Source organism: Lentibacillus salicampi (assembly GCF_004565465.1).
GTDB lineage: Bacteria > Bacillota > Bacilli > Bacillales > Amphibacillaceae > Lentibacillus > Lentibacillus salicampi.
In genome coordinates, this window is record NZ_SRHY01000002.1 from 1 (window position 1) to 14,383 (window position 14,383).

A 14,383-nucleotide genomic window follows, 5' to 3' on the forward strand; every position below is an offset into this window, starting at 1 on the left:
AATGATAGAAAAGTGGGTTTGCGACTATTGTTCAATAGGAAAAATTGCAATTGAACCTAAAAAACAGAACTGAAAAGATGTTCTGTTTTTTTCTGGCTCAACTGCAATTCTTTCCTTAATTATTATATCATAGTTAAGGGTATGGTGCCGTCACTTTTCGGTGACTCCTGTTAAATAACGATACTCCCTCACCCGTATAATCGAAACATATCCGGAAAAAGTGGCATGTCCTGATGAAAAAAATTTTAAATATTTTTCAGCATGATGCCCCTAAATCCAAGTTTCTTTCGATTGTAGTACAAAGAGGCCCATCCATTATGTGCTGTGTTGAAAACAGGGCTGAGGGGACGTATTTTACATATGTGTCCAAACAGGAGGGCGTTTCATTTCAGTATCCATGTATAAATAGAGAAATGTATACGGGAACACTTGTTTTTATAACAGTATTTTGATATCATAAAATCAGAAAAACAACTCGTTACGTCCTCACAAATTCTAAAGGAAGTGTTGATATGGCAGTGGCTGAACTGTACAATAAAAACACCCTTGATCACACGGCAAAGTTTCAAGTGTTGGAAGACGGAAGTGAGTATTCCAGGCGAAAACGCGAAAGTAAGGAAAATCGAAAAGCAACATTGCTCAAACGGATCCCGCTCGAACGCTTAATGGATTTGAAAGTCGATTATGCATTCAAGCAACTCTTCGGAAATGAAAAGAACAAAGCGATTACAGTTGTATTTTTGAATGCGATTTTGCAAAAAACAGGCAGAAACCAGATCAAAGATATCTCATTTGTGAATAGGGAACTTGGCGGGGAATATAGTGATGATAAGCAGTCAAGGCTGGACTTGCTGGTTGTAACGGAGGCGGATGAGTGGATTAATGTGGAAATCCAGTTTACGAATCAATATGATATGATTAAGCGTTCGATATATTACTGGTCCAAAGCCTATACCAATCCGCTTGGAAAAGGAATGGCATATAAAGAGCTACGCCCGGTCATTGCGATTAATATTCTTAACTTTGATCTTTTAGAACAAACAGAACGCTTTCACACCTCGTATCATTTATACGATGATGAAGAACAATTCAAACTGACGAATGTGATGGAATTTCATTTCATAGAGATGGGCAAGTTAATAAAGGACTGGAAACGTGATAAACTGGACCCATGGAACAGTGTGCTGGCCAGATGGCTTTTGCTGCTTGGTATGGTCGATCATAGAAACGGGAAAATCTATGATGATATTTATAAGGAATTGGAGGAGATTGCCTTGAAGGATCCATCGCTGTTTGAAGCCTTTCAAAACTGGGAAGGGCTGAGCACGGAACAGGAACAAAGGATAGCTTATGAAGCCCGCTTGAAGCGGATTATGGATGAGGAAGCAGCCAAGCGTGAAGCTGAATTGCGGATACAAGAAGCAGAGCGAAAGGAAAAAGAGGCAGAACAAAAAGCAAAAGAATCTATTGCCCGCCGACTTTTGAAGAAAGGTATGGAAATTGAATTTGTTGCGGATTCCACAGGTTTGGCCAGGAATACAGTCATGGATATCCGAGATGATATGGGAAAATAACGATATTTTGACTAGCTGCAAATTCCACTTTTATACTTATAAGCATTAATTAATTATCATGTACAACTTCATTGTTATTTTGAAGTTGTACATGACCGCTAGTTTTTTGCAACAGAACATGTTCCTTTTTGTTGATCTCAAACTCAAATTTAGTTTACACTTGTTCAAATTAAAACCTAACTAAGAGATATTAAAATATTGAATTTTGTTATGGACAAGAACTCGAATTCTTGTATAATAATAGGTAAATAGTAGTGGTGTTTTAGCATATTTCTTTTAATTTAAACTTCTGAAAATCCTCTTAGATTGGCAAAATGGGAAAATGATAGGATTAGCATCGCTGACAATCTTCACATAGACCTCCAGTATTTTAACATTTCCCGAATAGCAAGTGACCCACTCGTATTACTCAGTCATTAGAAATCAGCTCGATAATAACGATTTTGTTTTTGTCCATTTGCTTTAACAATAAAATAACGAAGGAGCGATTTTTCTCATGGGAACAAATTATACGATTGGTGTTGCTCGGAGCTTTACAGCGACTGCTAATCAAAACCTATCAATGGAAGAATGGCGATCAGCTCTGAATGACCGGCTTGATCTGGACTGTTTTGCGTTGTCACAGGAAGAAAATAAGCTTCATGGAAAATTGGATGAATCTATTTTCGATGATCAAATTACCGATTTTTATCGGCTCCTCGCTATTTGATGTTGGGAGCATAACCAAAAGATAGAATCGTAGTCGGTTTGACACGGAGCCTCTGCGGGCATGATTCACGAGCCAAGACGCCAGTATCAAAGGATATTGGCTCACGCATCCCATGCTATCATGCCCGCCTCTCCGTATAAAACCTCCTAAACTACCTTCTGCCCCCATACTAAATAGCGGGGAGGCTTTTTATCAAGTTCTTGGCTCTATTTTAGGTGAAAAAAGAAACCCGAATTTTGACTATTATTTCGAGACTTATGGAACGGATATTAACAATTACCAGATGGATAATGAACGCATTTCATTTAAAAATGATAATAGATTGAATATACAGCTCCATTTTAGTTATGCACTTTTATTCGTTGAAGGTAAGGTGTTCGCGGAAGAATTTTATACGGAGCCGGTCCTGCTTAATTGGCTGTTCCGCAACAGCACAATCGATAATAAATTAGCGGGATGTGTTGTAAGCGGAATTGTTGGCTGATTAAATAACGTTCGGGAGGTTTTGAGTTGAAATTAACGTTAGCGGAGTTATTACCCCTAAAAGTGACGATGTTGAAGCAGATTCAGGAGAAGATCGATGAGCGGGATAACGCAGCCTATGTCGAATTTGCCAAGGGTGATGTGGAGACATTGCCTGATAAATCATTTGACCAGCTGACACGGGAATTGAAACAGGTTCGGGAAGACTATCGGAAAATTGATTATCTTATTGCCAAGGCAAACACCGACCATATTTTCAAATGGGAAGATGGCGATTTGTCTATTGCTGAAGCGATTGAATTGGCAAAGCAATTGCGTGGTGAAGCAATTTTGTTAAAGAGGTTCGGGGTTCGGAAGCCGATGGAAAGGATTCAAGCCTACCATATGCAAGAGACAATCTATCGGAAAGCCTTGTTTGATCCGGGCAAGTTAAAAGAGCGCGCGATGAAGCTGGAAAAGAAAGCAAATCGGCTGTCAATGGCAATCGAAAAACAGAATCACCAGGTGGAAGTGGAATTTTATGAAGCTGATAAATATTTGTAGCAAGGGTGTTGTACCTTGCTTTGAGCAAAAGAATATCTTTTGTTCAAAGCTGGGTATAACCCGGCTATAAGGGGAAAAAGAAAACATGCTTTTAAACGTTTTGTGCCAAACAAAAGAACACTGATATTACAATGATATGTTAAGCACATGATAAAGCGATACGGATAAACAGTTTACGCGTAAACAAATAACGTTGTGACGGCTGACGGACGTACTTTTGGGATAAATGGTCCAATGATTCTTTCTGACTCCTTATATGAGAGGGGGTAGCCAAGTGGTGTGCCCCCTTGTTTAAAGAATAGGAATAATTACTGCTATAGCCAAGCTTGATGTGACGGATTTTAAACCGAAATAAACGTTATAAAGAAATGAAATCTGTCGAAATAGACGCTTTACAGGCAGGCAAAAAAACAAATGAATTTGTACAGGAAAAGCCAAAAAGGAATGCCTCTTGTCTATGTGGGAATGGGAAAAAGTATAAAAAATGCTGTGGCGAATAATAAGTTTCGAATAATTTGGATCTTAAGTGTGAAGATAATTTTAAACCATTTTGTGTATACCGTAGCAAACAGCCATAAAACCCCATCATTTGAACTCTTTCCTTTGCCTATTGGCTCTGATTCCCTTCCTAAGGACAATCTATTTTCAAGATCAGGTCATTAATAAATGAAGTTATATGATTATTTCGGGAGAAGCGCTGACGTTGTCCAGGTTTATTAATCAAAAAAAAGGTAGAAAAGAGTGAATAAACGTTTCTTCGCAAATTCCACAAAGGTAGTAAAACTATGCCCAGGATAAGCAATTTTGGTGGAATGACAATTGAAAATGGAAGGTATGTGAAAGGAAACGTCCCACTTCCGAGTAAGAAGGACATATACGTACCACTCCGAACACTTGACACGTCTCCTTAAACCCTGTATCGTAATGCATTGTGTCATTTAAAATTTTGGTTCTCACAAACGTATGCTTGCTAAGATAATGCCACTCATGCGATGTGAGTTTTTTTATGGGAGGAAATCATTTTTGACGAGTTTAAGTAAAAATAAGAAAGGTCAAACCATTGATAAACCTGTTCTTTTTCTAAGCGGAGGTGGATTGCTGGCATTTGTGATTCTCGCTTTGATTAATCAGGAGATGGTCTCAGATAGTGTGAATTATTTATTCAACTTGTCCGCAACCTATTTTGGAGCTATTTATCAATTTGTGTTGTTGGGGACATTTTTTATTGCGTTGTTTCTGGGGTATTCAAAATATGGGAAGATCCGCTTAGGTAAGTTGGACAAACCGGAAATGAGCAATTTTAAATGGATTTCAATTATTATGTGTACATTACTGGCGGCTGGCGGTGTGTTCTGGGCTGCCGCTGAGCCGTTGAGTCACTTTTTAACGGTGCCGCCGCATTTTTCGGGTATAGAGGCTGGTACGGCTGAGGCGGTTTCACCTGCACTTGCTACCAGTTTCGTTGACTGGGGCTTTCTTGCATGGGCGATACTAGGTACACTTGGCACTTTTGTATTGATGTATGCCCATTATCATCGTGGGGCGCCTCTAAAGCCGAGAGCATTGCTTTATCCGATTCTCGGCAATAAAATCTTGAAGAATAGCGTGCTTGGAACGTTTGTGGATGTATTTTCGGTTATCTCGGTAGCGGCTGGTACCATTGGGCCGATCGGATTTCTTGGCCTCCAGGCTGGTTACGGGCTGAGTGCCTTGTTTGGTGTTCCGAATAATATCTATGTGCAATCATTAATCATAATTGGTGTTGTAGTTGTGGCCGCGATTTCGGCAGCTACTGGGATTCATAAAGGGATTCAGATCATGAGTAGTTATAATGTGATTTTATCGATTGTTATCGTTGGGGCTATTCTTGTGCTCGGTCCGGCGTTGTTTATATTCGATTCATATCTAGAGTCGTTTGGCTTATATGTCCAAAATTTCATTGATATGAGTACGTTCCGCAGTGACGGGGCTTGGCTCGGCGGATGGACTGTCTTCTTCTTTGCCTGGTTCCTTGGTTATGCACCGATGATGGCTATGTTTGTCAGTCGTATTTCCCGAGGACGTACGATTCGGGAAATTGTGACGGCTGTGGCGGTCATTGCGCCTGTTGTGACAACGTTCTGGTTTACAATCGTTGGTGGAACAGGGATCTTTGAGGAAATAAAAAATCCAGGTTCTGTATCTGAAGCACTCAATAACGCTGGTCCACCGGCAGCGATGATTGCCATCGCGGAACAGTTGCCGCTTGGAACAATTATCGGATTTCTGCTGCTCTTGACAACCATTATATTCGTTCTGACAACGACCGACTCGATGTCACTGACGATTTCAATGGCCATTACCGGTAGTGGAGATCCGTCTAAATCATTGCGTGTTTTCTGGGCTTTCCTGATGGGACTTGTCGCAACTGTCCTGATCGTCATTGACGAGTCCAGTATTGATGCGCTTCAATCCTTTATTGTGGTGACAGCTGTCCCTGTATCGCTACTAATGCTGACGACATTCTGGACCGCCCCACGTGTATGTCAAAAGCTTTTCAAAGAACAGAAACTGTAGAGGATCCCCGGCAGTAAGCATCTGGATAGGCGTTTCGGTACAAAAAACTTGGCTTTCACTGTAGATTTTGTGAAAGCCAAGTTTTTTTAACTGAAGCGGGAGAAATTTAGGTATAAACAACCGCTTTCTGATTACTTTTTTGCCCAGGAGAAGCTGCCGCCGAAAACATCACGAACGTCATGGACGACAACGAATGCCCGGTCATCAACGGAATTAATAATGCGTTTGAGTTTCAAGATCTGGTATTTGTTAATGATGATGTAGGCCATATCTGCATTTTCTTTCATGTAGCCGCCATATCCTTCAAATACCGTAGCGCTGGTTTTCGTTTGTTGAATGACTTCATCGGTGATTTCCGGAGCATAGGCGGAAATAACGCTGACGGCTTTGCGTGTGTCAAGCCCTTCCAGGATGATGTCTGTCGCTTTCTTGCCAACAAATAATGAAACGATTGTATACATCGTATTGAGTGGTCCGATGATAAAAAGTCCGGACAGCACAATCACTGCGTCGAGCGCAAAGTTCGTTCTTGTCAGATCCCAGCCAAAGTTGTAGTGCAGCATCCGTGCAATGACACTTGTACCCCCCATGGAACTGCCGGTTCGCAGGATAAGTCCAGCTCCAATGCCAATGAAAAATCCTGCGAAAATAGCTGAAACAAGCGGATCGCCCAAAGATTCAATTTTTTGTTCCGTTATATAGATTAAGAATGAAAGGAGCGGGGCTGTGATTACTGTCAGGAATATGGTACGCCTTGGCAGAACCCAGTAGCCAATCAGTAAAATAATTGATGCCAGTATAAAGTTCACTATACCCGGTGACCAGCCGAATGCATAGTACAAAATAATCGACAAGCCTGGCAGTCCACCGTCTGCAAGATCGTTCGGGATTGACAGAAAGGTCAGCGCCAAAGCATAAAGCAATGTGCCGGCCACTATCATAATCAAATCCCTCATCAGTTTTTTCATTTGACACATCTCCTTGTATAACTATAGAAAGCTGTCAATCTGCTCGATATTGGACACAGTTTAGCATGTTTTATTTTAAGTCAGCAATGTTTTATGGCGTTCCCCGATGACAACTTTTAGATCAAATTCTTTTTAACCAAAAGCGCCCGGGAAGGAAGTGGTGTGTTTTCACCACTCACAACCGTTTTTCCCTCAACGACCGCAGCTGCTTTAACGGCTATCTATACAGGTTCCATTCCGGCTAAACATGGCCTGACCAGTTTTTCAGCACACATACCTGATCTGAAGGATGTTGCCAATCTCGTATTCTCGTATGGCTTTTCTGATGGCAGACAGATTGCTGATTTCGATCCCTTTCTGAATAAACTGGCCGCTTCCCAATACTTAGCGGAAAAGGGCGTACATTCAACATCCATTACCGATAGAAATTTCAAAGGCTCGCTCTTGAGTGCAGTGCATCACCGGGGCAGTGCTTTTTCCGGTTATCATTTCACCTCAACGATAGCGACATTGGCTGCTGACGCATTGCGTGAAAATGAGCGAAATTTCATTACCATCTATTGACCCGGGAGGGTGGGCAAATTATTTTAGGCACGGAAATGTGAAAACCAAATTCAAAACGTGGATGCATGGATAAGAAGAAGGATCCGAATGGTACAACTGAGGAGCTGGAGACATGTTAAAAGTCTTCATCGCGAGTTACGAAAGAAAGGTTGGAAAGAAGAAAACCTGCGAGGTATTCGCATGTTTGCATGGAGAAGTTCATTAAGTCCAATGGTGCATGCCGGCTTAGACAATGAATTCTTTACATAGCTAAAGCTTGTAAGTCTCGAATCTGTTTATGATGAACTTTATCTCTAAATGAGATAACTGGGAGGAGCCACATGCGTTGACCCGCACGTGTGGATCTGTGAGAGGCGTAGTCAGTAATGGCTACGCCTACTCGGTTGTTAACATAATATGAGCCATTTTAAGATGAAAACTGTTCTTCCGCCAACAATTATCGGATATCTAATTACATCTATCCCAGCCCTTGAATTTGAAACGATTGCTATAAAAGAGGCTCATGACGTCCGGCAGGATTTAAAATTTTAAAATTCATGCCCCAAATGCCAATTTCTTTCGATTATAGTCATACGTGTAGTGGTATAGGTATATGAAAAAAACCAAAATATCAGTATAATAGACTCAGGAACAATTTTTGCAATCAAGAGGTGTTTTAATGAAGGTATCTGTATTGGGCGGGGGAAATGAGATTGGTGCCTCCTGTTTACATATTCAGTTTGACGAGTCGAGTATTTTGATTGATGCAGGCATGCGGATGCAGGGTGAGGATGGCCTGCCGATGCTGGGAATGCTGGAAGAATTGAGCAAGCCGGATTCCATTCTTGTGACACATGCGCATGCGGACCATATTGGCGCGTTGCCTGTGGTGCATACATTGTATCCGGATGTCCCGGTGTATGCGACACCGCCGACAGCTGATCTGATGCAATTGATGATGAAAGATTCATATAAAATTTTACTGGAGCAAAGCCGTGCAAACCAGGCGTTGATGCCGTATACCGAAGAGCAGATGAATCAATTGCTTATGGATGTGCGTGTTTTGCCGGCGAATGGTGTGTTGAAAATCGGTGATCTTACCATTACGGCTTATCGTGCAGGACATATTGTCGGTGCGGTCATGTTTATGATTGAAGCGGGTGGTGAGCGTCTATTGGTGACGGGTGACTTGTCGTTCCGCGGCGGGCGGACAATTCCTGGTGCGAAGGTTACGGAAGGCACGCGTCCGGATGTGGTGGTCATGGAATCGACATACGGGAACCGCCTGCATACGGACCGGAATACCGAGGAGAAACGGCTGGCGGAACATGTTGCAGAAACCGTCACGAATGGCGGTTTTGCCTTAATCCCTGCCTTTGCGCTTGGCCGGGCACAGGAAGTTTTGCTGATTTTACAGGACTATATGGAGAAAGGTTTGATCCCGTCATTTCCGATTTATGTGGACGGTTTGGTCACACCAGTCAGCAGAATATACCGGAATTATCCGCACTATTTGAAGGGGCCGGTTGCTCACCGGATTCGCACGAACGGGGATGCGTTTCTGACTGAAGGCAGATGCATTCCAGTCAGTGCGAAAGAGCGGGATACGATTATCGAGGGGAAACCGGCCTGTATTGTCGCCTCATCCGGCATGCTGACCGGCGGGGCAAGTGCATGGTATGCGAAACATTTGGTGAAGGATGAAAAGAATGCCATATATCTGACGGGTTATCAGGATGAGGAAAGTCCCGGCAAAAAATTGCTTGCCCTGGCAGCGGGTGACGAAAGCACAATTGATATCGACGGGACATCGTATGATGTGAACTGCCGGGTGGATAAATTTGGGTTGTCGGCCCACGCGGATGCCAGTGAGATGACGCGCTTCCTTGAAACCCTTGACCCGACGTACACACTGCTTGTCCATGGGGATGATGATGCCAGGACGGCTCTGGAAGACAAAATCCATCCCCGGTTTCACCCTGTGTTGACAGAAAATGGGGAGACCTATCCATTCGAGAAACGTAAGGAAGGAAAAGGGGTTACAGGCAAACGGTATAAACGGAATCGTGAGCAGGAGCGGCTTCGCTCGTATATCGGACATGTTCTGTTGTATCAAAAAGACACGGATAACACCTTGAAGTTTGGCCTTTGTCAAAATGTCCATCCCAAAATGGCCACTTTTTATTGTGATACGCCAAAAGGGAAGTTGGATAAAGTGGCATCAGCCATGGTTTTGGACACACTGGGGCCGTGGAGTCTCCCAATCGATGACTTTTCTGAAGCAGCAAAGGACGTCTTGACATTCAGCCGCCCTTATCTGAAAAATATCGATTGGGATGTGCTGCCGGATTATATCATGTCATTGCAGGAAATTTTTCAAAAACTGCAGGTGACGGATGAAGCGCAGCAATTTGCGATTGCACTTGCTTTGCAAAGCATCCCGGACACACAGAAACATGTGGACAGGGAAGGCCGTTCCGGATACAAACTCAATAAGGATATCACGTTCCAATTAAGCAATCTGGCTTTACCGATTCAGGCAGTGAAAATGAACGCCAATCACGCAATGGATGCCGTCCGGGACTATTTTGCAGGTAACACGCATTTTTTGAAGTGCGGGGTGAAAGAAAACGGAACGGAAAATGAATATCTCCTCTTGTCATTCGATTTTCCAGGCAGTATTACAAAGGTTGACCAGAGACAGATAACAGCCGATATCAAACAACAGACAGGATGGGATGCTGTGATTTCCGATTCCGTCAGACATGAGGCATTTCAGCCGCTGCTCACATCCCTTATGGAGCAACATGTCGGCATGCCATCTGTCCATATCCAGGATGGTGTGGTCATGACGAAAGAAGCGAAACCGGAAAACAGCAGGCGTATCAGGGATGCGTTCAAGCAGACGACAGGGTTTCAGCTCGTATTTTCCGAGGAATCGAGTGGGGTCGGCGTCAGTGACACTTACGGTGAGGAAGCACTTTATATGGCCGGTTCAGATGTGGCGCCGATGGAGAATAATCAGGCCATTGCAGTCGCGAAGCAATATGGCGAGGATTATGGTGTATCCATTTATAAAACAAGTATGAAAAATCAAAGCGGTCAGCCCCTGATGGAATTGCACTTCATTTCACCGGAAGTGGCGGCAAGGTATAGTGAGATGATGCAGACGTTATCGAAGGAAATCGGTATGGCCGTCACCTATGCCAAAACACCGAAGCAAAATGAAATTATCCGGATCACCAATGAATGGCTCCCGGACAACTGGGGGCAAACAGGCAACCCATCCGTGCACATGGATAAAGCAGAAGTGTCTGTCAAGGTGGCGGAAAAGCCGGATGGCGATGAGTTTGAAAACGCCCGTTCAGGGATAGAGGCTGAAACCGGCTATACGCTGCGGCTGAAATGAACGGGGGGGGGCCGCTGCACCCCCGGGATCGGAATCAGTGTCCGTCAACGGCAGGGTTTTTAAACGACCCCCCCCCCCCCGAGTTTTTCCTAAAATAATATCCTTGCAAGGTAAATGATACCTGTAACGGTCACAGCGCTGAACAAGGTCGAAAATAAAACAATCTGAGCTGCGAATTGCGGGTAAGGAAGAAGAAGCTGGGGAACATACAAAAGAAAACATTGCCCGCCGGCTTTTGGAAAAAGGGATGGAAATTGAGTTTGTTGCGGATTCTACAGGTTTGGCCAGGGATACAGTTGTGGATATCCAGCGTGATATGAACAAATAAAGATGTTTTGATTAACTGTCATCAAAATCTTTGACTTGTTGTAAACAGTATATCATGTACAGCATCAATTGTTTTTTTGATGTTGTACATGATGCATTTGTTTAGTTTTTGTGTAATAGATTAAATTGTTAAGATCATCTCCAAATGATTCTTGTATGGAACGTCCCGACTTTCACACAACGGTCTTGAATACTGTCAGGTTTGGATAGTAAGCCCTACACTTCATCCGGCTTTTTGAAAAACGCCTTCGTAACCGGATTAAAATAGAGCATCAGGTGACTTTGATTGCCTCTGAACTCCCGACTAATAGCATATTCCAGTAACGGCACGAAATAGATGATGGCATTTTCAAGACTGACTTCCACTGTCCCGTTTGCTTTGTTATAGATCTCTTCCAGTTGCTTGTCCCGTTCGAGTTTGATAGTTTCCGTTTTGGCGCGGATTTCCTCCCGTTTCGCTTCACTCTGGCCTTTGCGGTTAGCGCGTTTGTCATTCTCGGCGACAAGGGCATCATAATAATGATTGATCCGATCGATATCTGTGGCAATCCGGTGTTCATCGACTTGTGCGTCTTTCTCCTGGTTGCTTTTTTCTGTCATATAGGAGGTGGCCTCCCGGAGTGCCGTTTCCATATCAGGTTTCACGGGAACAGGGTAAGTGTATACTGCTTGCTGCTGGTACATAATATAATCCTGTTTTTCTTTCATGACAGGGTCAACTTCATTCGTGAGTGTATTAATCCAGACCTGATCTTTGTTTTCCAGCTTTTCATCTGTTACAAGAGCGGTATGGTATTGAAATACGACCCAGACTCCGATGACGGATCTTTCTGATTCAATGGCTGTTTTACCTTGTTCGTCCTGTAAATAAGCCTTAATTTTTTTCTGCGGGTTGCCGAGTTCCAGTCGGTCAACCTCGGCATAGCGCAGTGTTGATTTTGCCTGTTCATGAACAAGCGTCAATAATTGCTCAAGTACATAACTGCCAAACGTCACGAATTCGGAATCCGGATTTTCCTGGGCCACCTCGTAATCAAAGGAAAGCTTGAGTTCCGTTTTATTCTGGAAATAGACTGTGTAGGCTTCCGGTATGAGCACGTCGCACAATGCATATTCCACAGGCATCACCATTCCGCCGAGGGTTTCGATTGTGTCGGTTACAAATTGCTGTAATTGCATGATTGCGATCACCTCACTTCACTTAAAATAACGTATCATCCAGATCCCGCCGCTTGATCAGTTTTTGTTTGTTTTGCAGCATGGTCTCACCAATTTCATCGAGTTCTTTTTCCACTTCTTCTTTGTTTTCAGCGTCAACCCAGGCTTTCATCACCATTTCGGAAAAGTCCTCGTCATCCTCCATATCACCGAGAATGGCATCGACTTCCCCGACTACGAGCTCAAACATATTAATTTTCCGGTCGAGCAGGTCCAGAATATAATATTCGATGGTGTGTTCAGCGACCAGGTTGTAGACGAAAACATCCCGCTCCTGCCCGATTCTGTGAATACGTCCGATGCGCTGTTCAATCGCCATTGGGTTCCAGGGCAGGTCATAGTTGATCATCCCGTTGCAGAATTGCAGGTTGCGTCCTTCACCGCCAATTTCGGTGCTGACCAGGACATCGGCTTCGTCACGGAAGTACGTGACCTGTTCTTCTTTTTCTTTACGGCGCAATCCCCCATGAAACTCAGCGACTTTAAAACCGCTGTCTTTCAGAAAATCACTTAAATAACGCTGGGTGGAGGCAAATTTCGTAAACACGATCATTTTACCGTCAAATTCCTGTAAAATAGATGCGGTTTCCCGGGCCTTCTCATTTCCTGCTGCACTGTCCGCAATAATCGCCCGTGCTTCATCCAGGAACTGCTGTAAAGCTTTCCGGTCAAACGCTGATAATTTTTCATTCGCCGCAAGCCCCTCCAGTGACGGGATGAGGGCAGTTATCGTGCTGCCGATCTGTTCCTGCAGATTTTTCAATCGGAAGCGATTTAATACACTATGCTGTCGTTCATAATTATTTCGGATAAACGTACTCAAATGATCATACAATTCTTTTTCACGTGGTGGAATGGTAATGGTTCTGGTATAGGCCGTCCGTGTCGTGAATGTGACATCCACGTTGTTCCGTTTATTGCGTATCATGACATCGCCCAGCAATCCTTTCAGCCTGTCCACATTTTTGACTTCAATGCCTTCTTTACCGTCTATAAAATTTTTGCGGAAGTTACGGTAGGTACTCAATTGCCCCGGTTTCAGAAGTGTAATCAGATTATACAGCTCCTCCAAATGATTTTGAACCGGTGTGGCCGTCAACAGAAAGATGTATTTTTTATTGATGGCATTCACGAACTGCCACTTTTGTGTCCGCCTGTTTTTCAGATGATGGGCTTCATCAACAATCACTAAATCGTAAAACTGTTCACTGATGTTGGTGCGATGGTTTTTCCGTTTGGCTGTATCAATGGAGGCGATCACTTTCTGGTAATGGCCCCATGCGGCATCACCCATCTTTTTAAATGCCGGGTCGTCGGCTCTGATAAAATCCTGGTTAAATTTCCGTTTCATTTCATTTTCCCATTGCTGGACGAGTGATGGTGGTGTCAGGATCAGGATCCGCCTTGTCAAGCCGCGCATGATATATTCAAGCATGGCCATGCCTGCTTCAACGGTTTTGCCAAGACCGACTTCATCGCTGAGCATGACCCGGCCTTTAAAACGGCTGAGCACCGATTGGACCGTTCTGATCTGATAATCAAACGTCTCCATTTCACGTAAATAGGGGAGACACAGCAATTGATTGTCGTTCGGATTCAGCTGAAATTTCTCTGCAGATTGATAGAGCTGAAACCAGGCGTTATTATGGTTTGCAAAATTGGCCAGATCCTTGAGTACAGCCTGTGCATGATTCGGGTTGTGTAATTCATTTACAGTTGGAATGTCTTCCTGGGAAGCGACTTTTATCTGATCTTTTTTTGTCACGCCGATCCACAAATAGTCCGCATGATAATTGGCGAAAAATCCTTTAATCCCTCTTCCCTGAAGCAGGCGCTCATCCCAGTTGATGGTGAATTTCCGCTTCAATCCCCGATCATTTTCCATTTCAAATGTTTCATCTGATATATTCATTTGTCGGAAGAACGCACATAAAGCATTGTCCATTTCCATTGCCTGCAAATCCAGCAATTCTTTGTTTTGTTTGAATAGGTATTGTTCCAAGAGTAACACCCGCTTTATACTAGAAATGATACTATAAGTCTATCACAGGAT

Annotated in this window: 10 protein-coding genes and 1 pseudogene; 7 read left to right on the forward strand and 4 right to left on the reverse strand. The window is 43.5% G+C overall.

Annotated features, from left to right (window positions below):
* Window positions 1-512 precede the first annotated feature (512 nt).
* The 5 genes from E4U82_RS02345 to E4U82_RS02365 all read left to right on the forward strand — a co-directional run bounded on the left by E4U82_RS02345 (window position 513) and on the right by E4U82_RS02365 (window position 5,865).
* Window positions 513-1,574 carry an Rpn family recombination-promoting nuclease/putative transposase gene (locus tag E4U82_RS02345; protein WP_135108438.1) on the forward strand — a complete coding sequence of 354 codons (1,062 nt, stop codon included), beginning with the start codon at window positions 513-515 and terminating at the stop codon, window positions 1,572-1,574.
* Between the two features lie 496 nt (window positions 1,575-2,070).
* Entirely contained in the window at window positions 2,071-2,283 is a 213-nt protein-coding gene (locus E4U82_RS02350; protein ID WP_135108439.1) for a hypothetical protein, read from the forward strand.
* Between the two features lie 510 nt (window positions 2,284-2,793).
* Complete coding sequence (locus E4U82_RS02355; RefSeq protein WP_245183498.1) at window positions 2,794-3,309, forward strand: hypothetical protein; 516 nt, start codon at window positions 2,794-2,796, stop codon at window positions 3,307-3,309.
* A gap of 368 nt (window positions 3,310-3,677) precedes the next feature.
* Window positions 3,678-3,809, forward strand: a complete 132-nt coding sequence (locus E4U82_RS20610) for an SEC-C metal-binding domain-containing protein (protein ID WP_135108440.1) — start codon at window positions 3,678-3,680, stop codon at window positions 3,807-3,809.
* A gap of 487 nt (window positions 3,810-4,296) precedes the next feature.
* Window positions 4,297-5,865 (forward strand): BCCT family transporter, encoded by a 1,569-nt coding sequence (locus E4U82_RS02365; RefSeq protein ID WP_245183499.1) that lies wholly within the window; start codon window positions 4,297-4,299, stop codon window positions 5,863-5,865.
* 131 nt (window positions 5,866-5,996) lie between these two features.
* On the opposite strand, the gene E4U82_RS02370 is transcribed toward E4U82_RS02365, so the two are convergent.
* Window positions 5,997-6,833 (reverse strand): YitT family protein, encoded by an 837-nt coding sequence (locus E4U82_RS02370; protein WP_135108442.1) that lies wholly within the window; start codon window positions 6,831-6,833, stop codon window positions 5,997-5,999.
* 162 nt (window positions 6,834-6,995) lie between these two features.
* On the opposite strand from E4U82_RS02370, the gene E4U82_RS02375 reads away from it, so the two are divergent.
* Window positions 6,996-7,397 (forward strand): alkaline phosphatase family protein, encoded by a 402-nt coding sequence (locus E4U82_RS02375; RefSeq protein WP_167751299.1) that lies wholly within the window; start codon window positions 6,996-6,998, stop codon window positions 7,395-7,397.
* Between the two features lie 658 nt (window positions 7,398-8,055).
* Entirely contained in the window at window positions 8,056-10,785 is a 2,730-nt protein-coding gene (locus E4U82_RS02380; protein ID WP_135108444.1) for an MBL fold metallo-hydrolase, read from the forward strand.
* An 89-nt stretch (window positions 10,786-10,874) separates the two neighbouring features.
* Here E4U82_RS02380 and E4U82_RS20230 read toward each other — a convergent pair.
* From E4U82_RS20230 to E4U82_RS02395, 3 genes and pseudogenes are all read right to left on the reverse strand, one after another.
* A pseudogene (locus E4U82_RS20230) lies at window positions 10,875-10,970 on the reverse strand (AEC family transporter); the annotation flags it as partial.
* Between the two features lie 358 nt (window positions 10,971-11,328).
* Window positions 11,329-12,291: a hypothetical protein gene (locus E4U82_RS02390; RefSeq protein ID WP_135108445.1), complete on the reverse strand. Its 963-nt coding sequence runs from the start codon at window positions 12,289-12,291 to the stop codon at window positions 11,329-11,331.
* Between the two features lie 22 nt (window positions 12,292-12,313).
* On the reverse strand, window positions 12,314-14,341 hold the full coding sequence (locus E4U82_RS02395) for a DEAD/DEAH box helicase (RefSeq protein WP_245183500.1): 2,028 nt from the start codon (window positions 14,339-14,341) through the stop codon (window positions 12,314-12,316).
* Window positions 14,342-14,383: the final 42 nt, after the last annotated feature.

Excerpts from the sequence above, each read along its gene's own strand:
- E4U82_RS20610 (WP_135108440.1), top strand. The coding sequence starts at position 3,678 with ATGAAATCTGTCGAAATAGACGCTTTACAGGCAGGCAAAAAAACAAAT.
- E4U82_RS02365 (WP_245183499.1), top strand. The coding sequence starts at position 4,297 with ATGCGATGTGAGTTTTTTTATGGGAGGAAATCATTTTTGACGAGTTTA.
- E4U82_RS02370 (WP_135108442.1), bottom strand. The coding sequence starts at position 6,833 with ATGAAAAAACTGATGAGGGATTTGATTATGATAGTGGCCGGCACATTG.
- E4U82_RS02380 (WP_135108444.1), top strand. The coding sequence starts at position 8,056 with ATGAAGGTATCTGTATTGGGCGGGGGAAATGAGATTGGTGCCTCCTGT.
- E4U82_RS02345 (WP_135108438.1), top strand. The coding sequence starts at position 513 with ATGGCAGTGGCTGAACTGTACAATAAAAACACCCTTGATCACACGGCA.
- E4U82_RS02390 (WP_135108445.1), bottom strand. The coding sequence starts at position 12,291 with ATGCAATTACAGCAATTTGTAACCGACACAATCGAAACCCTCGGCGGA.
- E4U82_RS02350 (WP_135108439.1), top strand. The coding sequence starts at position 2,071 with ATGGGAACAAATTATACGATTGGTGTTGCTCGGAGCTTTACAGCGACT.